At 31.7% G+C, this 24,262-nt stretch carries 32 protein-coding genes; 17 read left to right on the forward strand and 15 right to left on the reverse strand.

Translation table 11 applies throughout. From position 1 onward, the window contains the following. Positions 1–145: 145 nt before the first annotated feature. Entirely contained in the window at positions 146–589 is a 444-nt protein-coding gene (locus tag Q0935_RS06715; protein WP_055434730.1) for a hypothetical protein, read from the reverse strand. A gap of 193 nt (positions 590–782) precedes the next feature. Between Q0935_RS06715 and greA the strand changes: the two genes are divergently transcribed. Both greA and Q0935_RS06725 read left to right on the forward strand, forming a co-directional pair. After that, entirely contained in the window at positions 783–1,256 is a 474-nt protein-coding gene (gene greA / locus Q0935_RS06720) for a transcription elongation factor GreA (RefSeq protein ID WP_299383674.1), read from the forward strand. A 147-nt stretch (positions 1,257–1,403) separates the two neighbouring features. Continuing rightward, positions 1,404–1,793, forward strand: coding sequence for an HIT family protein (locus tag Q0935_RS06725; RefSeq protein ID WP_299383676.1), 390 nt, complete (start codon positions 1,404–1,406; stop codon positions 1,791–1,793). On the opposite strand, the gene Q0935_RS06730 is transcribed toward Q0935_RS06725, so the two are convergent. Both Q0935_RS06730 and Q0935_RS06735 read right to left on the reverse strand, forming a co-directional pair. Beyond that, positions 1,774–2,127, reverse strand: coding sequence for a hypothetical protein (locus tag Q0935_RS06730; protein WP_299249951.1), 354 nt, complete (start codon positions 2,125–2,127; stop codon positions 1,774–1,776). The genes Q0935_RS06725 and Q0935_RS06730 overlap by 20 nt on opposite strands. Before the next feature lie 2 nt (positions 2,128–2,129). Continuing rightward, positions 2,130–3,308: a HAMP domain-containing sensor histidine kinase gene (locus tag Q0935_RS06735; protein ID WP_299383680.1), complete on the reverse strand. Its 1,179-nt coding sequence runs from the start codon at positions 3,306–3,308 to the stop codon at positions 2,130–2,132. A 295-nt stretch (positions 3,309–3,603) separates the two neighbouring features. Between Q0935_RS06735 and Q0935_RS06740 the strand changes: the two genes are divergently transcribed. From Q0935_RS06740 to aat, 3 genes are all read left to right on the forward strand, one after another. Beyond that, complete coding sequence (locus tag Q0935_RS06740) at positions 3,604–4,458, forward strand: flavin reductase family protein (RefSeq protein ID WP_299383685.1); 855 nt, start codon at positions 3,604–3,606, stop codon at positions 4,456–4,458. A 45-nt stretch (positions 4,459–4,503) separates the two neighbouring features. Then, a complete protein-coding gene (locus tag Q0935_RS06745; RefSeq protein WP_299249945.1) occupies positions 4,504–4,878 on the forward strand; it encodes a DUF3127 domain-containing protein in 375 nt (124 codons plus the stop codon). Between the two features lie 85 nt (positions 4,879–4,963). After that, positions 4,964–5,590 (forward strand): leucyl/phenylalanyl-tRNA--protein transferase, encoded by a 627-nt coding sequence (aat, locus tag Q0935_RS06750; protein WP_299249942.1) that lies wholly within the window; start codon positions 4,964–4,966, stop codon positions 5,588–5,590. Positions 5,591–5,718: 128 nt separating this feature from the next. On the opposite strand, the gene Q0935_RS06755 is transcribed toward aat, so the two are convergent. After that, positions 5,719–6,282: a DNA-3-methyladenine glycosylase I gene (locus tag Q0935_RS06755; protein ID WP_299383689.1), complete on the reverse strand. Its 564-nt coding sequence runs from the start codon at positions 6,280–6,282 to the stop codon at positions 5,719–5,721. Positions 6,283–6,387: 105 nt separating this feature from the next. Between Q0935_RS06755 and Q0935_RS06760 the strand changes: the two genes are divergently transcribed. Beyond that, a complete protein-coding gene (locus tag Q0935_RS06760) occupies positions 6,388–7,005 on the forward strand; it encodes a thioredoxin family protein (RefSeq protein WP_299383699.1) in 618 nt (205 codons plus the stop codon). Between the two features lie 83 nt (positions 7,006–7,088). Here the strand turns inward: Q0935_RS06760 and Q0935_RS06765 are convergent, their stop codons facing one another. Beyond that, positions 7,089–7,817 (reverse strand): TonB family protein, encoded by a 729-nt coding sequence (locus tag Q0935_RS06765; RefSeq protein ID WP_299383700.1) that lies wholly within the window; start codon positions 7,815–7,817, stop codon positions 7,089–7,091. Positions 7,818–7,916: 99 nt separating this feature from the next. Between Q0935_RS06765 and Q0935_RS06770 the strand changes: the two genes are divergently transcribed. From Q0935_RS06770 to Q0935_RS06790, 5 genes are read left to right on the forward strand one after another with little or no spacing between them, the layout of a single operon-like run. Next, complete coding sequence (locus Q0935_RS06770; protein WP_299249927.1) at positions 7,917–8,129, forward strand: hypothetical protein; 213 nt, start codon at positions 7,917–7,919, stop codon at positions 8,127–8,129. Further along, on the forward strand, positions 8,130–9,017 hold the full coding sequence (locus Q0935_RS06775) for a J domain-containing protein (protein WP_299249924.1): 888 nt from the start codon (positions 8,130–8,132) through the stop codon (positions 9,015–9,017). 2 nt (positions 9,018–9,019) lie between these two features. Continuing rightward, positions 9,020–9,316: a chaperone modulator CbpM gene (locus tag Q0935_RS06780; protein WP_055434742.1), complete on the forward strand. Its 297-nt coding sequence runs from the start codon at positions 9,020–9,022 to the stop codon at positions 9,314–9,316. A 3-nt stretch (positions 9,317–9,319) separates the two neighbouring features. Continuing rightward, positions 9,320–10,231, forward strand: a complete 912-nt coding sequence (locus tag Q0935_RS06785; protein ID WP_299383703.1) for a mechanosensitive ion channel family protein — start codon at positions 9,320–9,322, stop codon at positions 10,229–10,231. Positions 10,232–10,236: 5 nt separating this feature from the next. Beyond that, positions 10,237–10,701, forward strand: a complete 465-nt coding sequence (locus tag Q0935_RS06790) for a pyridoxamine 5'-phosphate oxidase family protein (RefSeq protein WP_299383706.1) — start codon at positions 10,237–10,239, stop codon at positions 10,699–10,701. Between the two features lie 4 nt (positions 10,702–10,705). On the opposite strand, the gene truB is transcribed toward Q0935_RS06790, so the two are convergent. The 6 genes from truB to Q0935_RS06820 form a co-directional block, all read right to left on the reverse strand. Continuing rightward, positions 10,706–11,404 (reverse strand): tRNA pseudouridine(55) synthase TruB, encoded by a 699-nt coding sequence (truB, locus tag Q0935_RS06795; protein WP_299383708.1) that lies wholly within the window; start codon positions 11,402–11,404, stop codon positions 10,706–10,708. 4 nt (positions 11,405–11,408) lie between these two features. Further along, positions 11,409–12,203, reverse strand: coding sequence for an undecaprenyl-diphosphate phosphatase (locus tag Q0935_RS06800; protein ID WP_299383709.1), 795 nt, complete (start codon positions 12,201–12,203; stop codon positions 11,409–11,411). Between the two features lie 44 nt (positions 12,204–12,247). Continuing rightward, the gene (locus Q0935_RS06805) at positions 12,248–12,523 is read right to left on the reverse strand and encodes a DUF3098 domain-containing protein (RefSeq protein ID WP_299383711.1); all 276 of its coding nucleotides are present in this window, start codon (positions 12,521–12,523) and stop codon (positions 12,248–12,250) included. Position 12,524: 1 nt separating this feature from the next. Next, positions 12,525–12,881: a hypothetical protein gene (locus tag Q0935_RS06810; protein ID WP_299383714.1), complete on the reverse strand. Its 357-nt coding sequence runs from the start codon at positions 12,879–12,881 to the stop codon at positions 12,525–12,527. A 10-nt stretch (positions 12,882–12,891) separates the two neighbouring features. Continuing rightward, positions 12,892–13,035, reverse strand: a complete 144-nt coding sequence (locus Q0935_RS06815; protein ID WP_299383717.1) for a hypothetical protein — start codon at positions 13,033–13,035, stop codon at positions 12,892–12,894. Positions 13,036–13,187: 152 nt separating this feature from the next. Then, complete coding sequence (locus Q0935_RS06820) at positions 13,188–14,066, reverse strand: ABC transporter permease (RefSeq protein WP_299249898.1); 879 nt, start codon at positions 14,064–14,066, stop codon at positions 13,188–13,190. Between the two features lie 207 nt (positions 14,067–14,273). Here Q0935_RS06820 and Q0935_RS06825 point away from each other — a divergent pair, with 207 nt between their 5' ends. The 4 genes from Q0935_RS06825 to Q0935_RS06840 all read left to right on the forward strand — a co-directional run bounded on the left by Q0935_RS06825 (position 14,274) and on the right by Q0935_RS06840 (position 19,423). Continuing rightward, the gene (locus tag Q0935_RS06825; RefSeq protein ID WP_299383721.1) at positions 14,274–17,315 is read left to right on the forward strand and encodes a leucine--tRNA ligase; all 3,042 of its coding nucleotides are present in this window, start codon (positions 14,274–14,276) and stop codon (positions 17,313–17,315) included. A 195-nt stretch (positions 17,316–17,510) separates the two neighbouring features. Further along, positions 17,511–17,879 (forward strand): hypothetical protein, encoded by a 369-nt coding sequence (locus Q0935_RS06830; protein ID WP_299383724.1) that lies wholly within the window; start codon positions 17,511–17,513, stop codon positions 17,877–17,879. Positions 17,880–17,963: 84 nt separating this feature from the next. Continuing rightward, positions 17,964–18,677, forward strand: a complete 714-nt coding sequence (locus Q0935_RS06835; RefSeq protein WP_299383728.1) for a zinc metallopeptidase — start codon at positions 17,964–17,966, stop codon at positions 18,675–18,677. A gap of 26 nt (positions 18,678–18,703) precedes the next feature. After that, a complete protein-coding gene (locus Q0935_RS06840) occupies positions 18,704–19,423 on the forward strand; it encodes a Bax inhibitor-1 family protein (protein WP_299383731.1) in 720 nt (239 codons plus the stop codon). Between the two features lie 77 nt (positions 19,424–19,500). On the opposite strand, the gene Q0935_RS06845 is transcribed toward Q0935_RS06840, so the two are convergent. From Q0935_RS06845 to Q0935_RS06855, 3 genes are all read right to left on the reverse strand, one after another. Beyond that, positions 19,501–20,178: a response regulator transcription factor gene (locus Q0935_RS06845; RefSeq protein WP_299249884.1), complete on the reverse strand. Its 678-nt coding sequence runs from the start codon at positions 20,176–20,178 to the stop codon at positions 19,501–19,503. Then, positions 20,171–20,974, reverse strand: a complete 804-nt coding sequence (locus Q0935_RS06850; protein WP_299249881.1) for an ATP-binding protein — start codon at positions 20,972–20,974, stop codon at positions 20,171–20,173. The genes Q0935_RS06845 and Q0935_RS06850 overlap by 8 nt, the downstream gene beginning before the upstream one ends. Positions 20,975–21,605: 631 nt before the next feature. Then, positions 21,606–22,049 (reverse strand): hypothetical protein, encoded by a 444-nt coding sequence (locus tag Q0935_RS06855; protein ID WP_299249878.1) that lies wholly within the window; start codon positions 22,047–22,049, stop codon positions 21,606–21,608. Between the two features lie 172 nt (positions 22,050–22,221). Between Q0935_RS06855 and Q0935_RS06860 the strand changes: the two genes are divergently transcribed. Beyond that, positions 22,222–22,749: a phage tail protein gene (locus Q0935_RS06860; protein ID WP_299383734.1), complete on the forward strand. Its 528-nt coding sequence runs from the start codon at positions 22,222–22,224 to the stop codon at positions 22,747–22,749. A gap of 70 nt (positions 22,750–22,819) precedes the next feature. Beyond that, positions 22,820–23,635: a T9SS type A sorting domain-containing protein gene (locus Q0935_RS06865; protein WP_299383756.1), complete on the forward strand. Its 816-nt coding sequence runs from the start codon at positions 22,820–22,822 to the stop codon at positions 23,633–23,635. A gap of 101 nt (positions 23,636–23,736) precedes the next feature. Here the strand turns inward: Q0935_RS06865 and Q0935_RS06870 are convergent, their stop codons facing one another. Further along, positions 23,737–24,207, reverse strand: a complete 471-nt coding sequence (locus tag Q0935_RS06870; protein WP_055434756.1) for an Lrp/AsnC ligand binding domain-containing protein — start codon at positions 24,205–24,207, stop codon at positions 23,737–23,739. Positions 24,208–24,262 lie beyond the last annotated feature (55 nt).

Raw genomic sequence — 24,262 nt, forward strand, 5'->3', positions numbered from 1 at the left:
GTTAAAAAGGACTTGAATAGAAAAAAGCGGCTCGATGCCGCTTTTTTTATTGCGAAAAGGATGGAACGGTATGTTTGAGCTCCTCGAAGAGAGCGAGTAGTGAGAGCCTGGTTTTTAATGCTATTAAAAGCATTAAAAATTTGCCCTAATTGTATACGCGAATAATGCTTCCGTTTACTTCTACATTGTAGCGCGTCATTGTGTATTGTCCGCCATCTTGTTTGGTGCCATTTAAAATTTCGTAGGCATTCTCGTCTGCACAACCGCAAGTTGCAATAATACCATTAACAGTTAATTTAGAGCAGCTGCTAATTGGGTGGTTTGGGTCGCTAAGTTCGAAAGCACTATAATCGCTTCCAGAATAATAAAGTACTACACCTTTAATACCATAATTGCTGTTTAAAAGAATATAGTTTCCGGGAAATTGCATTTGGTTATATTGCGGTAAATTGGTGTTAATTAATGTTTGGGTGTCAAAAGAGACGTTTGGAATATTAGGATTGTTATTCTGGTTATTATCGTCGTTTTTACTACAAGAGGTTAGTAAAAAAGTAATTAGTAATATTGATATTGTGTGTTTTAAATTCATTTTTCTTTAATCTTTTTTAGCACTGCAATTTACAACAAAAGTAAATTGCGAATTAAATATTTTGTATATTTGTAATACGATCTCGTGTATGCGAGATTTTTTTATGCTAAATTAATTTTAGCATCTCTTCTTTTAAATTAAACAAAGGCAGAGGCATAAATTGACTTAGAATTAGTACTAAAACGAAAAAATCATGAGTAAAGTATCATATTATACAGCCGAGGGATTAAAAAAATTAAGAGCAGAGCTGGCGCAATTAAAAGATGTAGAGCGCGTAAAGGCTAGTAAGGCTATTGGTGAAGCACGTGATAAAGGTGATTTAAGTGAAAATGCCGAGTACGATGCTGCTAAAGAAGCACAAGGTATGCTAGAGATGCGTATAAGTAAATTAGAAGATCAATTAGCTGGAGCTCGTGTAATAGACGAAAGCCAGATGGATACTTCTAAAATATTAGTATTATCTAAAGTGAAAATAAAAAACCAAACTAATGGTATGGAACTTAAGTATACTTTGGTTGCAGATGGTGAGGCAGATTTAGCTGCAGGTAAAATATCTGTAAATTCGCCAATTGGTCAAGGTTTACTGGGCAAAACAGTAGGTGATGTTGCAGAAATAACAGTGCCAAGTGGTGTTATTAAGTTTGATATTGTCGAGATTTCTAGATAGTTTTAGTGTTTCGCTTTCGCGGAATTATATTGTTATAATTAATATTCCTGTTTATTCTGAAATAATTTTCAGTTTTGCAGGAATCTTTTTTTATATTGAATTCCGAAAAGACCGAAAGGTCTATAAATGTACTTTAAAATTAAAATTATGGCATCTATATTCACAAAAATTGTAAACGGAGAAATTCCATGTTATAAAGTAGCAGAAACTGAAGAGTTTTTAGCTTTTTTAGATGTTAATCCAAATGCTAAAGGACATACATTATGTATCCCTAAAAAGGAGACTAATAAAATCTTCGATTTAGAAAAAGAAGCATATTCTCGCTTAATGGAGTTTTCTAGATTGGTTGCAATTGGTTTAGAAAAAACAGTACCTTGTAAGCGTGTAGGTCTATCTGTTATTGGTTTAGAAGTGCCACATGTTCATGTGCACTTAATACCATTAAATTCTATGGAAGATGCTCGATTTGTAAATAAGGTGTCGCTTGATAAGGCCGAATTTGAAACATTAGCTAAAGCTATACAGGCAAATTTGTAACTGCTAAAACAATAGCTGCAATTATTACGGCTGCTACAATACCAATAATAATCCAGAAATTAGATTTATACTTTTTAGATGCTTTTTTAGGTGTAAAAGCCTTCATTTGGTACTCGTAAACACGTTCAATATCTTCTGTCCAGTTTACAGGATAAATGGGTGTATTGCAGACATTGCAAAACATTTCGGTTGCAATCTCTTGAGTTATAGATTTAGAGAATTTTGTTTCAATAAATTTTTGCTTAAAAGTAAGTTCTAAACCTTCTTTACTAAAACATTCTGGACAGTTATTATTTAAGGATACTTCCTTTACAGTAATTAGTTTTTCGCTCATAATTAAACTGTTTTTAATGCAATTTGCATTATTGTTCCTTTGTCAATTTGAGATTGAGCAACTTTAATTTTTCCGCCATGAAAATCTTCTACAATACGTCTTGCAAGAGATAAGCCTAATCCCCAACCACGTTTTTTTGTGGTGTAGCCAGGCTCGAAAACACTTTTAAATTGGCTTTTAGTTAAGCCTTTTCCTGTATCGATAATGTTAATTTTCACGCTGTTTTCTAATTGTGTTATTACTATTGTAAGATCGCCTTTACCTTTCATGGCATCGATAGCATTTTTTACTAAATTTTCTATTGTCCAACTGTATAATTGCGGATTCAAATTTACATAAATAGGTTGTTCTGGTAACTTTAAATTAAAGTTAATTAGCTTCGAAGATCTCGTTTTTAAGTAATCGTAAGTATCTTGAGTTTCTTTTACAATATCTGTTTTTTTTAGTGTAGGAAGTGATCCAATTTTACTAAAACGCTCTGTTATTGTTTGCAACCTGTCAATATCCTTTTCTATTTCTAAAATGTATTCCGGATTTACATTTTCGGTTTTTAAAATTTCAGCCCAACCAATTAAAGATGATAAAGGTGTTCCTATTTGATGTGCCGTTTCCTTTGCCATTCCAGACCATAATTTATTCTGCGCTGCAATTTTTGAACTACGGTAAAAGAAATAGACTACAAAAGCGAATAAGAAAATGATTAGTAGTAACGCTAATGGGTAGTATTTTAACTTGTTTAATAAAGGAGCATTACCGTAATACAATTTACTAGCTAGGATTCTTTCTTGTGTTTCAGAATCTATATACGAAATCTCAATAGGTATATTTTCAGATTCAAACTGTCTAATAAGTTTGTCCTTGTTTTGCGTTACATATTTAGTAGAGTCTTTACCATTAAAATCAATATTATTAAAGTTACTAATAGTACCATCAACATTAACAACTAAAATGGGAGTAGTACTATTACTATTTAAAATTTTTACTAGAAAATTAAAATTAGGATTGTTCTCATCACTAGAAAATATTTTTTGGGCGTTAGACCATATTTCCATTTTAGCACGTTCCTCATCTTTAAATTTTTGAAAGAATGTGTAAGTGTTCCAAAGAATCAAAGAAATGATTGCAAAAGAAGTGATTATTATAATCCAGCGAACAAGTTGTCTATTTTTAGTGAAAAACATGAAATGATTTTTGTGTTAATATCAAATATGCTATAAACTTAAGCTAAAATAATGAGAATTAGTTTTCGCTAGTTCAAGGCATTAAATTTAAACATAGCCTAAGCTATGGTAAAATTTCATAACGATGAAATAGTAGAAAAATAAAATTATTATTGGTTTAACGCTATAGTTCTTTTGATATAAAATAGTTAAAAACTATATAATGGGCTATTGTTAATAATATTGTGCAAACGTAGAATAATCTTCTTTTAGTTCGGGCGTTATTTAAGTACATTTGTTGAAAATTATAGAGTTAATGACATCTTTCGAACCTAAAGACATATCAACAGCAAAATTACATGGCTATTTGTTAAGTGCAGTAGCGCCAAGACCAATAGCGTTTGCAAGCACTATGGACGAGCATGGAAATCCGAATTTGTCGCCATTTAGTTTCTTTAATGTATTTAGTGCTAATCCTCCAATTTTAATATTTTCTCCAGCACGTCGTGTTAGAGACAATACAACAAAACATACGTTGGAAAATGCAGAAAGCATGAAAGAAGTAGTGATAAATGTTGTAAATTATGATATTGTACAGCAAATGTCGCTTAGTAGTACAGAATATGCTCAAGGTGTAAACGAGTTTGATAAAGCTGGTTTAACAATGCTTAAAAGCGATATTGTAAAACCATTTCGTGTAGCAGAATCTCCTGTACAATTCGAGTGCAAAGTAAATGAGATTATAAAGTTAGGTGCAGAAGGTGGAGCAGGTAATTTAATTATTTGCGAAGTTGTAAAGCTTCATATTAACGATGCTGTTTTAAACGAAAGCGGAAGTATAGACCAAGAAAAATTAGATTTAGTAGCTCGTGCAGGTGGGAGTTATTATAGTAGAGCAAAAACTGGTTTTTTCGAAATTCCAAAACCGTTATCAACTTTAGGTATTGGAGTAGATGCGTTACCAGAAAACATTAGAAATAGTGCTGTTTTAACAGGTAATGATTTAGGTTTACTAGGTAATGTTGAAGCCTTACCAACCAAAGAAGCTATTAACGCTTTTGCGGAAAAACATGACAATATTGCATTAACAGAAGTAGAAAAGCATAAGAAGGCACAGAATTTGCTTAGTTTTGGTGATGTAGAGAGTGCATGGAAAGTATTGTTATCGTAAAGTAACAATAATAAATAAGACGAATATTTAATAATTATATAGATAATGGAAGTACAAGGTAAAGTAAAATTAGTAGGAGAGACACAAACGTTTGGAAGTAACGGTTTTAGAAAGAGAGAATTAGTTGTAACAACAGATGAGCAGTATCCTCAACACATATTAGTGGAATTTGTTCAAGATAAGTGCGATTTATTAAACAACTATAAGCCAGGACAAGATGTTAAAGTAAACATCAATTTACGTGGAAGAGAGTGGGTTAATCCTCAAGGAGAAACAAAATACTTTAACTCTATTCAAGGTTGGAGAATTGAAGGAGCACAAGCAGGAGCTCCTGCTGGAATGCCAGAAGTTCCACCGGCTGCAGCTTTTGAACCAGCAACAGATTTAAAAGAAGAAGATCACGACGATTTACCTTTCTAAATCTATTTCTGCTTAGGCAGAAATCATATAATATAACCTCAATGCTAAATGTCATTGAGGTTTTTTATTTTAGTAAAATAAAATTATGCACATACTAAACCAAAATATAGAATTTCCAAATGTACAAGAAGCAGACGAAGAAGGTTTACTTGCAGTTGGTGGCGATTTATCTGTAGAACGTTTATTATTGGCTTACAAAAGTGGCATTTTCCCTTGGTTTAATGAGGATGAGGTTGTTTTATGGTGGTCACCAGATCCTAGGTTTGTATTATATCCAGAAGATTTAAAGGTTTCTAAAAGTATGAAGCAGTTTCTTAGAAATTGCGATTTCGAAATTACTATAAACAAAGATTTTAAATCTGTAATTACAGAATGTGCAAATGCAAAACGAGACGGTCAAGCAGGAACTTGGATTACAACCAACATGATTGAGGCGTATTGTAAATTACACGAGCAAGGCTATGCTAAATCTGTTGAGGTATGGAGAGATAATAAACTTGTAGGTGGCTTTTATGGTGTAGATTTAGATAACGGTGTATTTTGTGGAGAGAGTATGTTTGCAAAAGAAAGTAATGCAAGCAAAACAGCATTTATTACTTTTATTCAAAATACAGACTATAAGTTAATTGATTGCCAAGTGTACACAAATCATTTAGCGAGCTTGGGAGCAGGAGATGTTTCTAGAGATGAGTTTATGGCTTATTTGAAGTAGTTATGTCACTTCGAGTGATTTCGAAGTATGAGAAATTGTATCGAGAAGCAATTTTTTGTGTTGTTTAATTAGTTCTCGATACAAAATTCTTAAAAAAGAATTTAACTAGAACCGACAATTACTTAACATTAAACTTCATTATACCTAAAACATTCAGCTTCATGATCGTTAACCATTCCTGTTGCTTGCATAAAAGCATACATAACAGTACTACCAACAAATTTAAAACCGCGTTTTTTTAAATCTTTGCTCAAAGCATCACTTAAAGGTGTGTTTGCAGGAGCATCCTTGTAGATTTTCACCTTATTCTTAATTGTTTTATTATCTACAAAAGCCCAAATGTATTTGCTAAAACTGCCAAATTCTTTTTGAATTTCCATAAATGCTTGAGCGTTCGTAATTGCCGATTTCACCTTGAGTTTATTTCTAATAATTCCAGCATTTTGAAGTAGCTCTTCCTTTTTGTCTTCATTATAGTTGGCTATTTTTTTATAATCGAAAAAATCGAAAGCTTCTCTAAAATTTTCACGTTTACGTAAAATAGTAATCCAACTCAAACCAGCTTGAAAGGTTTCAAGAATTAAAAATTCGAATAATTGATGATCGTCATAAACCGGGACTCCCCATTCATTATCGTGGTAAGCTTCATATAAATCATCGCCAACACACCAACCGCATTTATGTTTTTTCATCTGTTTTTATTTAATGCCCAATAGGGATTGTAAGGATTTTAAATTTATACTACTAATGTAACAACTGTTACTTAAAAATAAACACAGTATCAGTATTTTTATATTATGGAAACACTACAAAACACAGATTTAAAAAATATAATAACTGATAGTTTAGAAAAAGCTATTACTTATCAAGATTATAGAACTTTAGTAAAAGATTTAGTTGCAAAAGAATCTACAACAGGAGCTAATAAAACTGAAGCTTTAGCAAACTATACTATGCTTAACGATAGAAGAATGAAGCGTTGGGATAAAACGGTGAAAGTTTCAGAAACGGTAAAAGAGCAAGTTTCTAATTTAGAGATAAACCAAACATGGTTAGTGTTAACCGAAAGTTGGTGTGGAGATGCTGCGCATTTAATGCCAGTAATGAATAAGGTTGCTGAGTTGAAAGATAATATTGACTTTAAAGTTGTGCTTAGAGACGAAAATGAAGCTTTAATGAATCAGTTTTTAACTAATGGAGGACAAGCGATTCCTAAGTTAATAATGATTGATAATAACACAAACGAAGTGGTGAATACTTTTGGGCCGAGACCTACAGAAGCGACTAAATTGGTTAACGATTATAAAGCAGAACACGGTGCATTAACTCCAGAGTTTAAAGAAGATTTACAAGGTTGGTATAATAAAAATAAAGGCCAAAATGCAATTGATGATTTGGTTGGTTTAATGTCTTAGGTTTTCATTCCAGCGAAGGCAGGAATCTATTTTTAGTTTAGCTTGATTTTGGATTCCTGCCTTCGTAGTAATGACTAAGAAATCTAATTTTTTCCTTCAAAATTAAAAGTAATTGTTCCAATTTGGGATGCTTTTTTTGATGTATCAAAATGTGCTTTTTTTGCAAATTCTAAGGCATGCTTTTGTAAACATGCATTATTAGATGTTGAAGAAGAATTTATGGAGGTAGAAACAACTTTACCAAAACCATTAACAGTAATATTTACTACAATCTCACCATTAGCTTCGCATAAGTAAATAGGAATAGGCAAAGCGGTGTCTGTTCTTCCTACTAGAGAGTATATAATACTACTATTTTTATTTACAGAAACTTCATTATTTAATTGTTGAGAGGCTTTTCTACTTTTTTTTAAAATAGCACTTACGTTTTCAAAAGAGGTAAGTTCTTCATTATTTACATTAGAAATAGTTTCACTTTTTAAAGCCTCCTTGTTTTTTAAAGTATTTTCAGTTTTATCTCTTAACCTAGGGTCATCATAATCTTTTGGTGGCGCAATGGGTTTAAAAGCTTGCGCAAAATGTTTGTATTCTTTAGTATCGTTGTAGGCCTTGTTTGTTTTTAGTGCGTTGTTTTCTAACTCAGGTTCTTCTTGTATGGCTTCATCAAATAAATCTGCTGGTGTAATATCTACTAAAGTTTCTCTAACTGTTTTATTCTGTTTAATAAGAGAGTAATTAAAAAGAGAAAGCACTACACAGCCTGCAATTAATAAAGAAATGGCTAATGCCTTATGTGAGTTTTTTAATTTCAAAGCAATAAAATAAGTATTATTAGTAGCTTAAAACTGATATTTATCATTTTACAAAAGTAATGTTATAAGTAAATTTATAGACATCAAAATAGTTGATCTATGAAAAAAACACAAGAGTTGCTTACTCAGATTACTCAGTTAACGTCTAATATAGAGACTAATTATCCCGAGTTGTATTCTTTTTTGTTAGAAGAACCAATAACTATACCATCTACACAACATCCAGAAATAAATAGCACTGTTTTGCAAGATTATTTGCAAACATTAAAGGAAGAATTACATCATCATATTAAAACTCATAAAGCGAAATAAATGGCATTTATAGATTATTATAAAACGTTGGGAATTTCTAAAACAGCGTCAGAGAGTGATATTAAAAAAGCTTATCGAAAATTAGCTCGTAAATATCATCCAGATTTAAACCCGAACGATAAAGATGCGGAAACAAAATTTAAAGAAATTAATGAAGCGAATGAAGTATTAAGCAATGTTGAGAACAGAAAAAAATACGATGCGTATGGAGAGCATTGGAAAAACTCAGAAGCTTATGAGCAAGCAAAGCAGCAGCAGAATCAAAATCAAAACGCTTATCAAGGACAGTCTGGAAGTTATAGCGAAAAAGATTTTGAAGATATTTTTGGCAATATGTTTGGAGGTCAATCTTCAGGGAGAAGTCAAGCGAATTCAAGATTTAGAGGTCAAGATTTTAATGCAGAACTTCAATTAGAGCTTGAAGATGTTTTTAAAGCACACAAACGCACGCTTACTGTTAATAATAAAAAAATACGTATTACAATTCCTGCTGGTGTAGAAAATGGGCAAACCATAAAAATAAAAGGACACGGAGGTAAAGGTGTTAATAATGGTCCGAATGGAGATTTATACATTCAGTTTTTAATTCAAAATCATTCAAAATTTAAAAGAGATAAAGATAATCTATACACAACTGTAGATTTAGACTTATACACTGCAATGCTTGGTGGTGATTTAATGGTGAACACATTTAATGGTAAGGTTAAATTAACTATTAAACCAGAAACACAAAACGGAACAAAAGTAAAGTTAAAAGGAAAAGGATTTCCGAAGTATAAAAAAGAAGAGCAGTTTGGTGATTTGTATATAACCTACCAACTTAAAACACCTACTAAACTTACAGATAAGGAAAGAGAATTATTTACACAACTTCAAAAACTAAGATAATTATGGAAATAGGAGATTTAATTTCTATAACAACTTTTTGCTCTCATTATAATGTGCCAGCGACGTTTATAGACGATTTACAAGATTATGAACTTATAGAAATTGTAGTTTCAGACGATATAAATTATATAAAAATAACCCAAATTAATGAGGTTGAAAAAATGATGCGATTGCATTTTGACCTAAACATAAATTTAGAAGGTTTAGATGCTGTTTATAATTTATTAGAACGTGTAGAAAGTATGCAAAACGAAATTATAACACTTAATAATAAGCTAAGGTTGTATGAAGATTTATAGATAATGGAAAGAATACAACAATGGTTTCAGGATTATCCGCTTTTGCAAAGTATTATTAAATACGTTGCAATTGTAGTATTTGTATTGTTATGTATTCAGTTTATTAGACGTTTTTTAAAGCGAAATATAGAGAACGTTTCTGTAAGATATAAGTCGCAAAAAGGAATAGAAGTGCTAGGCTATTTTGTGCTAGCATTTGTAACTATTTTATACTTTACAGGAAGTATTAAAGATTTTACTATAACGTTAGGTTTGCTCTCTGCAGGATTAGCTTTTACACTACAAGAGTTAATTTTAAGCATTGCAGGATCAGTATACATATTTATTGTAAAGGTATATGGTCCAGGAGATAGAATAGAAATAAATGGTATAAGAGGAGATGTAATAGATGTTGATAGTATTTATACAACAATGATGGAGATTGGGCAGTGGGTTGAAAGTGATAATTATACTGGTAGAATTGTAAAATTAAGTAATGCTTTTGTGTTTAAAGGGCCAGTTTATAATTACTCTAAAGATTTTCCATTTATTTGGGACGAATTTAATTTACCAATACGATATGGCTCAGATATAGAATTAGCGAAGTCAATAATTATTGAGATAGCAACTAATATTCTATCAGAATATACACAAGCTTCTAGAGAACAATGGACAGAAGTAGTTTCTAAATATTATATAGAAGATGCAATGGTAGAACCTACATTAGCAATAACGCTAACAGATAACTGGGTGAAATTTAATTTAAGATACATTGTAGATTATAAAAAAAGACGATTTACAAAACACTTGTTGCACGACGCTATTAGAAAACAAATTGAAGCTACTAACGGTAAAGTTGTTTTAGCATCTACAACTATAGAGTTAATAAAAATACCAGAAATAAAAATTGATAATTCTAACACTACAAAACAATAAAAGCTATGTTTAAAAATTTAGAAGATAAAGAAATCGAATACATTTTAGAAAACAATTACGTAGGTCAATTAGGTTATATTTTTAATAATTCTCCTTTTGTTGTTCCTATTACTTATTTTTTTGATAAAGAAAACAATGCGATAATATGTTACTCTGGAGATGGGCATAAAATGAAGGCTATGCGTAAAAATCCAAAAGTTTCTTTATTGGTTTCAAATATTGAAAATGTAACACATTGGAAATCTGTTTTAGTGCATGGTGTTTTCGAGCAGCATTTTGGTAGTGATGCAAAAGCCTATTTGCACAAGTTTTCCTTAGGCATCAAAGATATTATTTTAGAGAAAGAACAAAGTAAAGCTAGCTTTATTAGCGATTTTTCTAGTAAAATTTATAAGGATGATGTGCCTGCAGTCTTTATTATAAAAATTGAAGAAATAACAGGTAAAAAGCGTTTAGATTTTAGAGTTTAAAATGTTACTCTACTTTTTTAGGTAAAGCGGTTATAAAATTTGCCATTGATAAAGCATTATCAACATGGAAATCCCCAATTTTTGTGCGTCTTAAAGCTGAAAGATGTCCACCAGAAATTAAGGCTTTTCCAAAGTCGTTTGCTAGTGAGCGTATGTAAGTGCCTTTGCTGCAAATTACTCTAAAATCGACCGAACCGCCATCAATTTTAGTAATTTCGAACTCTTTTATAGTGATTTTACGCGATTTTATCTCAACGGCTTCGCCTGCTCTCGCATATTCATACAAACGTTTTCCGTCCTTTTTAAGTGCAGAAAACACAGGAGGAAATTGGTCTATTTCACCAATAAATTGCTTCGTTGTTTCGTGTATTAATTCTTCGGTAATATGATCTGTTGGAAATGTTTCGTTTATTTCAGATTCTAAATCGAAAGAAGGTGTTGTTCCTCCTAAAGCAATAGTACCTGTATACTCTTTAATTTGTCCTTGAAAAGTATCAATCTGCTTGGTCATTTTTCCAGTACAGATTATTAATAACCCAGTAGCTAAAGGATCTAAAGTTCCTGCATGACCTACTTTTATTTTCTTAATACTAAACGCTTGACGTATTTCCCAACGTAGTTTGTTAACCACTTGAAAAGACGTCCAATTTAAAGGCTTATCTATTAGTAAAACTTGTCCGGCTTGGTAGTCTTCAAGAGTCATAAATTTAATTTAAAAGTGAAAAGCCAATTGCAATTAATCCTACAACTACGCAATAAATAGCGAAATAAGATAGCTTACTTTTTTTAACTAAAGCAATCATCCAAGTGCACGCAAATAAACCAGATATAAAAGCCGCTACAAATCCAGCACCTAAAGCTGTTATGTTCTGACTTTCGAAAGATAAATCACCGCCCAAAAGATCTTTTGCAATTTTACCAATAATTAAAGGTACAACCATTAAAAACGAAAAACGTGCAGCTTTCGTTTTGTCATTACCTAATAATACAGAAGTTGATATTGTAGCTCCACTTCTAGAAATTCCTGGAAGCATAGCAATAGCTTGAGAGATACCAATAATAAGAGCATCTTTAAAACCGACTTTCTTTTGAGTGTTTTTAGCTTTGTCTGCTAAAAATAATAGTGCGGCAGTTACTAAAAGCATGCAGCCTACAAGCATTATATTTCCTCCAAAAAGTTGTTCGAGTTGCTCTTCAAAAAAAAGACCGACTATAACAGCAGGAATCATAGAAATTATAATTTTTCCGGCAAAGCGTTGGTCTTCGTTAATACCAGGTTTAAATAATCCTTTAACAATATCAATTATATCTTTTCTAAAAATTACAATAGTACTTAGTGCCGTTGCAAAGTGTAGCACAACAGTAAATAGTAAACTCTCTTCAGGAACCGAATTATCGCCTAATATGGCTTTACCTAATTCTAAATGTCCACTAGAAGATACAGGAAGAAATTCTGTTAGTCCTTGAATAATGCCTAAAATGATTGAGTCGATAATGTTCATTCGGCAAAAATATCAAAATTGAATGACCAAAAGGTCGTTTGTAGTTAATTTTTAGAATCGGAATCTTCTTTACGCGTTAAAATAGCATAAATCTGCATGCCAAAACCAATAAGAACTAAAGCTGGAGCTAGCCTAATACGTCTCCAATGAAAAATATCTTCATTAAAAACAGTTGGGTCATCGTTACCACCACCAGACATTAAAATAAAACCTATTACAATAAAGGCTAAACCAATAAACATAAATTTATAGTTGCGTTTACCAAAGATAAATTCACCTTTATTCTCCGAACCGATTTCTTTACGTTTTTGCTCTCCCACTTTATGTAGATTTTATAATTTGTGTAATATGTTCACTAGTAATTTTACTACCCAATATTCTTGGTAAGTGCAAAGTAACGGTTTTATTTAAAACTTTCACCTCTAATGAATCTAAATTTAACCCATTCTCATGACTATGCATTATGTGATAATATTCATGATGTATAACATTATATGCGCTGTTTAAAGCTGTGCCTTCGGCTATTTTTGTAATCTCTTTGGCTTTAAATTTTCGACTTTCAGAAGTAGTTTTGTCAAATTTAATAGACAAAAACAACTGGTAAATTAAAAAAATAACCCAAGAGATTACAATAAGAGCACTAATTATAGCAATCCCATTTCTTGTTTTTAATGACAAACTCAAAATATTAATCGTAAAGTCCTTTAATGTAGTGTTTACTCGTATCTACCTTAACGACTTTAGTCGATCTATCTTCTATCTTGTTTTGAGATAACAATACAAAACTTGTTATCGCTACAATACCTATAAATACAAATGTTACTCGTTTCATAATTTTTAAATTAAGAGATTTATAAATGTAATGGTATAGTCAATATATCTGGTTTTTTGTTATGTAAATATAACCTCTAACTTTCCTAAATATTGTTAAGGCTAAAGTTAAAGAATGTTAAACTTAATAAGAAGAAAAAAAACGAAGCGCTCTTAGTAATAGAGCTTATCTGTGTTAAGGTTTAAAAAACGCTGAGTAGCGAAAAAAGTAGAAATCCAGGTAATAAATATACCAAGGAAAAATACTATAGTAAAGAGGCCTATAATAAGAATAGGTTTACTTAATAACTCTAATTCAGGGAATGTTTTGTCTATATAATAAAGCACAACAGCCATTCCTATTAAAGCTAAAATAGCACCAAATATCCCTAGTTTTACACTTCTCCATATAAAAGGTCTTCTAATAAAGCGTTTTGTTGCACCAACCATTTGCATGGTTTTAATGGTAAAACGCTTAGAATATACTGCTAATCTAATCGAACTGTTGATTAATAAAACGGCGATTAATGTAAATAGTCCAGTTATTAGTAAAACCCAAAAACTAATTTTCTTAACATTATCATTCATTAGGTTTACAAGGTCATTATCATAACTAACTTCTTCTACAAAGTTTTTAGTTAATGCTTCATCGGCAATAATTTGTAATTTTTCTGAGGTTACAAAATCTGCTTTTAAGTTTACATCGATCGAATTTTTTAACGGATTACTTCCTAAAAAGTCCATAAAATCCTCACCACTTTCGGCTTTCATAAATTCGGCAGCTTGCTCTTTAGATACAAAAGTTGTCGATTTTACGTAGTCTGCCATTGCTAAACTTTTTTCAAGTTGTTTAGTTTCAACATCCTTAGCAGTATCTTTTAAAAAAATAGTAACGGTAACTTGCTCTTTAAAATGATCGGCTACTTTTTTTGCATTCAATACCAAAAGGCCTAATAAGCCTAATAAAAATAGAACGAGTCCAATACTTAAAACTACAGAAAAGTATGAAGAAATTAAACGACGTTTTTGGTATTTATCAAAAGATGAGCTCATAAAAAGAGTTTAGTTAATGGTGTAAAAATAATAAAGAAAATGAACAATACTTCAAAAGATTTAAGTCTTTTGTTTTCAATTAAATTGTCTTTCCCTTTAAAACGGGAATCTTCCTAAATTCATGTTTAATATAATTACAACGTTTAAACTTTTAATTCTGTTGTAATACCTTTAAATTTGACGCTTTATAAGCGGAAAAACAAGACCATGCAATACGATTTTAATAGAATAGAAAGAGACTGGCAAAAATATTGGGCAGAAAACCAAACGTTTAAAGCCTCAAACAATAGCGATAAACCTAAATATTACGTACTCGATATGTTTCCTTATCCATCTGGAGCAGGTTTACACGTTGGGCATCCTTTAGGCTATATTGCCAGCGATATTTATGCGCGTTACAAGCGCCATAAAGGTTTTAATGTATTGCATCCTCAAGGTTACGATAGTTTTGGTTTACCTGCAGAGCAGTATGCAATACAAACAGGACAGCATCCTGCAATTACTACAGAAACCAATATTAAAACTTATAGAAGGCAGTTAGATCAAATTGGTTTTTCTTTCGATTGGTCTCGAGAAGTACGAACTTCTAATCCGGAATATTACAAATGGACGCAATGGATATTTATTCAATTATTCGAATCGTATTATTGCAATAATGATAATAAAGCTAAAGATATAACAGAATTAGTCTCTATTTTTTCTTCGGAAGGAAATGCCAATGTTAACGTTGCTTGCGATGATGATATTGAAGTATTTACTGCCGAAGCTTGGAACAGTTTTTCAACTGAAGAACAACAAGCAATACTATTAAAATACAGATTAACATACCTAGCTGAAACCGAAGTAAATTGGTGTCCAGTTTTAGGAACCGTTTTAGCAAACGACGAGATTGTAAATGGTGTATCGGAACGTGGTGGACATCCAGTTGTACGTAAAAAGATGACACAATGGAGTATGCGAATTTCTGCTTATGCAGAACGTTTATTGCAAGGTTTGGAAGCTGTTGATTGGACAGATTCTTTAAAAGAAACACAGCGTAACTGGATTGGAAAATCGGTTGGAGCTACAGTGTCGTTCAATGTCACTCAGAGCGAAAGCGAAGAGTCTCATAAAATAGAAGTTTTCACCACAAGACCAGATACTATTTTTGGAGTAAGTTTCATGACGTTAGCGCCAGAACACGAACTAGTATCTATATTAACAACAGCAGACCAAAAAGAAGCTGTTGAAGCCTATATAGAAAAAACCGCAAAACGTAGCGAACGCGATCGTATGGCAGATGTAAAAACCATTTCTGGTGTATTTACAGGTGCTTATGCAGAACATCCTTTTACTAAAGAACCAGTGCAAATTTGGATTGGTGATTACGTATTAGCAAGTTACGGAACAGGAGCTGTTATGGCTGTGCCTTGTGGAGATCAGCGCGATTACGATTTTGCAAAACACTTTAATATTGAGATTCCTAACATTTTTGAAGGCGTAGATATTAGTGAAGAAGCTTTTACCGGAAAAGACAATGTAAAGATTGCTAATAGCGATTTCCTAAACGGAATGAACTATAAAAAAGCAAGTAAATTAGCGATCTACGAACTAGAAAAACTAGGTCAAGGAGAAGGTAAAACAAACTATAGATTACGTGATGCTGTATTTTCTAGACAGCGTTATTGGGGAGAACCATTTCCTGTGTATTATGTAAATGGAATGCCACAAATGATAGATGCACAACATCTACCAATACAATTACCAGAAGTAGAAAAGTATTTACCAACCGAAGAAGGTGAGCCGCCATTAGGCCGTGCTGATGTTTGGGCTTGGGATACTAAAAATAACAAAGTTGTTTCTAACGATCTTTGTCATTCAGAGCAAAGCGAAGAATCTCATAATGGTATCTATCCTTTAGAATTAAACACAATGCCGGGTTGGGCTGGAAGCTCATGGTACTTTTTCCGTTATATGGAGGAAGCAGCCAATAGAGGAGATGTTTTTGCAAGTGAAGATGCCCTTAAATATTGGGAAAATGTAGATTTATATATTGGTGGAGCAGAGCATGCTACTGGTCACTTATTATATTCTCGTTTCTGGGTAAAATTATTAAAAGATAGAGGTTTTGTAAATGTTGAAGAGCCTTTTAAAAAGCTAATAAACCAAGGGATGATTCTTGGGACTAGTGCTTTTGTAAAGAGAATAGCATGGTCATTATCAGGAGAATCAGATTTTGATCAAACAAAGCTGCCTTATGTTTGTTTATCAGAAGATATATCTGAAAAAATTATAAATAAAGATGCAGTAGCAATTGTTGAAATAAAGAATAAACTTCAAAAAATTATTGATGATTTAGGTATAGGTAATTTACGTGTTAACAATTTTTCTAATGATTTGGATGGTCTTGATTTTATGCCGGTTCATGTTAAGGTACAATATGTAAATGCTTCAGATGAATTAAATATTGAGGGTTTAAAAAATGATGGTGAGTTTGGAGATGATTATGCTAATGCAATTTTTATAGGAAATAAAGGAGAAATAGTTGAAGAAGGAAAAGGTGTGTTCAAAGTAGGACGCGAAGTAGAAAAAATGTCGAAATCAAAATACAACGTTGTCAATCCAGACAACATTGTAGCAGATTACGGAGCAGACAGTCTTCGTTTATACGAAATGTTTTTAGGTCCATTAGAACAATACAAGCCATGGAATACAGCAGGTATTACAGGTGTGCATAATTTCTTAAAGAAACTATGGAAATTGTATGTAGATGATAATGGTTTAAAAATAAACGACGCAGAACCAACAAAAGACAACCTTAAAACGTTGCACAAAACCATAAAGAAAGTACAGGAAGATATCGAGAATTTCTCTTTTAATACTTCGGTTTCTACTTTTATGATTGCTGTAAACGAACTTGGTGCTCAAAAATGTACAAGTAAAGACGTACTAGAGCCTTTATTGGTTTTAATATCGCCTTACGCACCACATATTGCTGAAGAATTATACAGTAAATTAGGAAATAGTACATCTATTTCTACTGCTGCTTTTCCAGAATTTGAAGCAAGCCATTTAGTAGAGAGTAGTAAAAATTACCCAATTTCATTTAATGGTAAAATGCGTTTTACGTTAGAGTTACCAATGGATTTAAGTAAAGACGAAATAGAAAAAGCCGTTATGGCTCACGAAAAAACCATAGCACAATTAGAAGGGCGCACGCCTAAAAAAGTAATTGTAGTTCCTGGTAAAATTGTAAATATAGTAGGCTAAAACAATGTTAGCTTATTTAGTGATAGATGGATTCTTTTGAAAGAGAGAATCCATTTTTTTATACTTTACATTTAAATAAGGTTATTCAAGTTTTTCTATTTATTTTTAGGGTTAGGCTTTGGTTTTTCCGCGGAAGCGATAGAGAAATTGTTTTTAAAATTAGTTAAGCAATTAGAATAATAGCAAAAAAAGGAGATGGGTTTTAAAATTAAACGGAATGACCAAATAGGAATGTTTTTCTTTGCAGCATTTGTAATAGGTACATCTTTAATATGGTTTTTCGAAGAGCGGTTTAATTCAAAGCAATGGAAATCGAGTCCAGGAATGCGCTATAAAATTGTAGAAGACCTTTTGGATAATAAATTAATTGTAGGCAAAAGAAAAGCAGCTGTTATTGTTTTATTAGGAGAAGGAGAGGTGTATAATGTTAATGGAAAAGAACATATGGAATACCGTTTAGGTATTAAACCTACTTTTTTTGAAGAAAAACGAGAGAAGCTAACTGTCGTTTTTAAATACGATGTAGCTACAGAGGTGATTCATTCTAAAGAAAAACTAAAATAAACCATTTGTTAGCTGACATTTTTTCGGTTAAAGACATTGGCTTACTTTTTGTTATATTTATAACTAGAATTAATATTTAAAATTATGATGGGAACAGGTTATATGGGTTACTATATTATTATTGGAATAATATCTGTAGTAAGCTGGTTGGTTAGCAACCAATTAAAAAAGAAGTTTGCTAAATACTCTAAGGTGCATTTAAGAAATGGAATGAGCGGCGCAGAGATTGCTAGAAAAATGCTCGCAGATCATGGTATTAGAGATGTTGAGGTTATTTCTACTCCTGGACAATTAACAGACCATTACAATCCTGCAAATAAAACAGTTAATTTAAGTGAGGTTGTTTATGGCGAACGTAACGCATCGGCAGCAGCTGTTGCAGCACACGAATGTGGTCATGCGGTACAACATGCTACGGCTTATAAGTATTTAACTATGCGCTCTAAATTAGTGCCGGTTGTTCAAGTAACATCTAATATTTCTCAATGGGTTATTTTTGGAGGTATAGCATTAATGGCAAGTGAGGCTATGGGAGCTGCTGGTAAATATGTAGCTATCGCTGGTTTAATAATGATGGGTTTTGCTACACTATTTAGTGTGGTAACTTTACCTGTAGAATACGATGCTAGTAACCGTGCATTAGCATGGTTAAAAAATAAAAACATAGTAACACCAGAAGAATATAAAGGCTCGGAAGATGCACTTAAATGGGCTGCAAGAACTTATTTAGTGGCTGCTCTTGGAGCAATTGCTTCTTTATTGTACTTTGCTTTAAGAATATTTGGATCTAGAGATTAAAAACAAAAAATAAGACAAACAATTATATGGAAAATTCTTTCGAAAACCCAATGCCACAACAACGTATGGCGCTTAGTGCTGTAGCGCAAGAAGAACGCGTAGCTTTTTACAAAAAAACATACGCGCATGTTGCAGTAGGTGTATTAGTATTTATCTTTTTTGAATATCTTTTTTTACAAAGTGAAGCTGTTGTAAGCTTTGCTTTATCAATGACCGAAGGTTTTAAATGGTTATTAATGTTAGGTGGTTTTATGTTTATTACTAATTATGCAGAAAACATGGCACTAAAAACGCCAGATAAAAACAAGCAGTACTTAGCTTTTGGACTATACATTTTAGCGGAAGCTTTTATTTTTATTCCAATGATTTATATTGCTTTAACGTATCTGCCACAAGGATCGGAAATGATACAGCAAGCGGGAATAGTTACTTTGGCCTTGTTTTCAGGATTAACAGCGGTAGTGTTTGTTACTAAAAAAGATTTTTCTTTCTTAAAAACAGGTTTAACAATAGGTTTCTTTATTGCGCTAGGTTTAATAGTAGCAGGAACTCTTTTTGGGTTTAATATGGGATTATGGTTTTCTGTAGGTATGTGTTTACTTGCAGGAGGTTCTATTTTATATCAAACTTCTAACCTTGTAAAAAAATATACAATAGACGATTATATTCCTGCAGCTTTAGGGTTGTTTGCTTCGTTAATGTTATTATTCTGGTATGTATTAAGAATTTTCATGTCTAGAGATTAATCTATTGTAAAATTATAGAATTAAAAAGCTCCTCTAATTAGAGGAGTTTTTTATTTTTATAAGTGTTCTGTTTTATATTAAAACGAATTATTGTCTAAAGAAACGAGTTTGTTTTTAAGTGCATATATTACTAGTCCAGCAACATTTTTGGCTTCGGTTTTTAGAAGTAAATTATTACGATGCCCTTCTACAGTTCTTGGACTTATAAAAAGTTTTTCGGCAATATCGCTTGTGGTCATTTGATTGCAAATAAGCTCTAAAACTTCAATTTCTCTTTTTGTAAAATAGTTGGCATCGAAAGTACATTTTGTTTTTTTGTCTTTTGGGCTTACTAAGCTTTCATGGACATATTGTAGTACTTGCTCGTCGTAATAAAAACCTTTTTTTGCAACTTGTTCTATGGTTTTAATCATTAATGCTGGTGTGCTGTTTTTTGCTAAGTAAGCAACAGCTCCAATAGATATCATATTTAAAATAAAAGGTTTACTAAAGTAACTGGTTAATGCAATAACCTTAATGTTTGGAAACTCTTTTCTAATAAGTTTTGTTACTTCTACACCATTTAAACCAGGCATTTTCAAGTCGGTTACAACAATTTCTGGCTGTAGATCTGCACTACGTAATTTGTTAATTAAATCATCACCATCTTCGGCATCAAAAAGAATGTCAATATTCTCTTGGTTACCTAAAATAGCCAGTAAACCTTGTCTAAAAAGTAACTCGTCGTCTGCTAATGCTATTTTTATTTTATTCATTGTATTTGCAATTTATAATAAAATGACTTCCGTTATTTTGAATGCTATCAATTTTAAGTTTTCCATTTAAAATTTTAACTCGACTTTTAATATTCTGCAAGCCAATTCCAGTTTTTTTGTGTAGATCTAAAACATTAAACCCAACACCATTGTCTTGGTAATGTATTACAAAACCGCTAGCATCTTGCTCCATAAATACAGCAAGTTCTTTTGCTTTTCCATGTTTAATAGAGTTGTTTATTAATTCTTGAATAATTCTAAATACATGTAGCTGGTTGCTTTCATTAAGTTTATGTAGCTCTTCAATATTATGTTCAATGTCTATAGCTGTATTAGTAGAAACATCATCAAAAAGCTCTTCTAAGGCGACTTTAAGTCCAAATTTATCTAAAATTGGAGGCATTAAATCGTGTGCAATTCTTCTAGAGCTTTCTAGTGTGCTAGTCGTAATTTCTAATATTTGATTTAAAGATTCGCGTTGCTTTATATTAATAACTTTATCACACAAAAGCACATTTGTACTTAGGCTAATTATATTTAGTTTAGAGCTAATAGCATCGTGTAAGTCTTGTGCTATACGGGTGCGTTCGGCTTCTTGAATAGCTATAGAGGTTTGTAATATTTTTTGTTGATTTTCTAATTTTAAAGCTGATTTTTCAAGCTCTTTTTGAACTATTTTTTGTCTTGAATAATGAAAGAACAGAATTAATCCAGTAGTTACCAAAACCAAAAAGATGATGCCATAAACTAATGCTTGAATAATTAACTTTTCGTTTTCCATAAGCTCTTTTTCCATTCTATTAAAATTAGTATTAAAAAACCCAAATAGAATAATCTATTTAAAAACCAAATGTTAAAGGATAGTAACCTGTCTACAGTATTAAGTAGATTTCCTAAAATAAAAATAAGAGTACTTGTAGATAGATATATTAATACACCAGCGTTTATATACATAAATTTTCCTGGTTTGCTTAACAAGTTATATAGATGAAAAATAGAATATATAACTAAAGGAAATGATGTTATAAATATTTCTAAGAGATTAAACTTAGAAAATAAACTAGGATTTAAAGTGTATTGGACTATTAAAATAGAAAAGATTATAGCGCTTATAATTTTTACATACTTCTTTTGGTTTTTATTAAATAGTTGATTGTAAAATAAAGACAAGAAAATAAATTGAAAAATAAAATAGAAATGTGATAAGTATAAGTTGTTTAATTCTAAATTATACAACCTCTGAATTTTTACTATTTGATCACTGCCAATTGAAATACATAAACTAAGAACTAAATAAAAAACAAAATACTTAACAGCTTTGCTTTTGTTACCTTTTAAGTAACTATAAATATATAATGTAGCATTTATAAAAAGTATTATTATGCCAAGCTGTTTTAATGCACCATCAATTTCTTTCATTCCATTTTTTAAGGATTATATAAAGGGCTATTTGGGTCACATGTACTAGGACAAGGTGATGTAAAGTCGAAAACACCACTTCCTTCTAGAGCAGCTACTGCTTTTTCTGTTTCTCCATCTGGGCATCCAGAAGGTTTTTCGTTTTCAATAATATCTCTATATATCCCATTACAATCTTTTACTGTTCCTACAATTAATAGTTTTTCTGTTTCTGCGCTTGGCGGATCGTTTTTTGATTTCTTAATGGCCATATAAGCACGCACTCCAGAGTCTGTAACATTCTCTATTGTGTAGTGTCCATCTTCTTGTTTTACAAGCACGTTCATTTCTTCTAAACAAGCAATTAAATCGTTTGAAGGGATTAAAAAAGCTTTAGCATGTGTTGGGTTTTCTTCTTGCCATTCACGTGCATAAATAATTGCGTCTTCAAGGTCTATTTGTTTTGCTTTCATAATATTATTTTTAGTTGGTTATTATATAAAAGTACTAAAATATTGTTATTGAGCAATATAGGGGCTTAAAAACAGGTGTAAACCCCTATTTTTTAATATGAGTAAAAATGCTCTAAAAAACGAGAATTGTCTAGGGTACATTTACAGAATTAATCAACTAAAAATAAAAATTATGGAACAGTTTATTGGACAAATTTTAATGTTTGGAGGGAATTTTGCACCTAGGAATTGGGCATTTTGCAACGGTCAGTTATTATCTATTTCTAGCAATACAGCACTGTTTTCTATTTTAGGAACAACTTATGGTGGAGATGGAAGAACAACTTTTGGATTGCCAGATCTTAGAGGTCGCGTCCCTGTACATGCAGGTGATGGACCAGGATTGCCTGTAGTAAAATTAGGACAAAAAGGTGGTAATGCAAGTGTTACACTTAACGTAAGTGAAATACCAGCTCATGCGCATGGAGCTACAATTGAGGCCGTTAGTCCGCTTCCTAGAGGAGGAGTGACAGTTGCAGATCCAGCAAATGCATATAATGCTCAAGGTGGAGTATATGCAATGGGTAAAAATGCTACAATGGCTGCAGATAGTGTGTCTGTTGGACAAACTGGAGGTAGCCAGCCACACGATAATATGCAACCTTATCAAGTTGTGAATTATATTATTGCTTTACAAGGTATATTTCCATCAAGAAGCTAATTAAAAATTTAATCAAAGGCAAAAGGAGTCTAATCCTTGCCTTTGGTTTTCATTATTAAAACTTATTATTATGAAAAAAAACTACACTTTAAAAAAGGCAACATTAGATAGCATTTTTTTTTGTTGCTTAATCATGTTAAGTTATAGCGTAAATGCACAAGTATTAAATTTTACTATTGATACGGCAGTAGATGATGGTGTAAGTATTACAGAAACACTTACTACAGGATCTGATACCTATGTATTACTAATAGACGTTCCTAATTCAGGAGCTGAAACTGTAGTGCCTTTATCTGGTGCCGATTTAATCTTCTATTTTGGAAGTGGAGCTACTATAAATACCTTTACTCTTACACTTACTAAAAATGGTAACCCTATAAATTTTAAATTAAACGGAATGGATTATGACACAGTAGAAACAGGGAGTATTTCTATTGTAAACCAAGATGATGAAGTCATTTCATTAGAGCAAGAATATCTAGTAGGTGCTGGTGCTATACCTATAAATAATCCAAGTAATGCTGTAGATATTACAGCATTTAAGATTCTTCAGCCAGATGTGAGTGATAATACCGATTTTGCATTTCACAATATAGAGGTAGATGTTCTTGATACATTAAGTACGGGAGCGTCTGTGTCTTTAGGTAGTCAAGTTGCTGTTTTTCCAAACCCATCTAATGGAGATATAACAATTAAAAATTCTGGTGTAACTTTATATACAGCTGTAGTTACAGATATTAAAGGCCGAACAATCGAGACTATTAATTTAAATGGAATAAAAACCAATAAAAACTTAGATTTAAGTTCAAAATTATTTTCAGGGTTATATTTTGTTTCTATTATATCTGAAAAAGGTACAATTACTAAAAAGCTAATTATAAAATAAATAATTTAATTTATTAAACAAACTCTTAAAGCGATTTAAGAGTTTTTTTTGTTAGTTTTAGTTGTTCTATTTTGAAAACTTTCGAAGTAATAGAGACTTCTTTATATCTTAATCTGTCTATCAATTTGCTGGTTTAGAGAAATAAAAGTTTCTGTTCTCGATACACCTTCTATAGATTGAATGTCTTTATTTAAAACATGCATAAGGTGCTCGTTATCTTTACAAAGAATTTTTATAAAAATACTCCAGTTCCCTGTAGTGTAATGGCATTCTAAGACTTCAGGTATTTTTTTTAGTTGTTTTACAGCTTCGGGATTACTCATGGCTTTGTCTAGGTAAACACCAATATATGCCATGGTAGTATAGCCTAATACTTTTGGGTTTATTATAAATTTAGAACCTGCTATTAATCCAGATTTTTCTAGTTTTTTTAAACGTTGGTGTATTGCTGCTCCAGAGATGCCTACTTGTCTGGCAATTTCTAAAACAGGTGTTCTTGCATCTTCCATTAAGGCACGAAGTATCTTTTTATCGATACCATCTATATGTATGTTTTGGTTTATAACCTTCATTTAAATGTTTTTAGTACCGCTACAGCGGAAAATCTATTAGTATTTATTACTTTTT

The sequence above is a fragment of the uncultured Lacinutrix sp. genome, from assembly GCF_947500605.1.
Taxonomy (GTDB): domain Bacteria; phylum Bacteroidota; class Bacteroidia; order Flavobacteriales; family Flavobacteriaceae; genus Lacinutrix.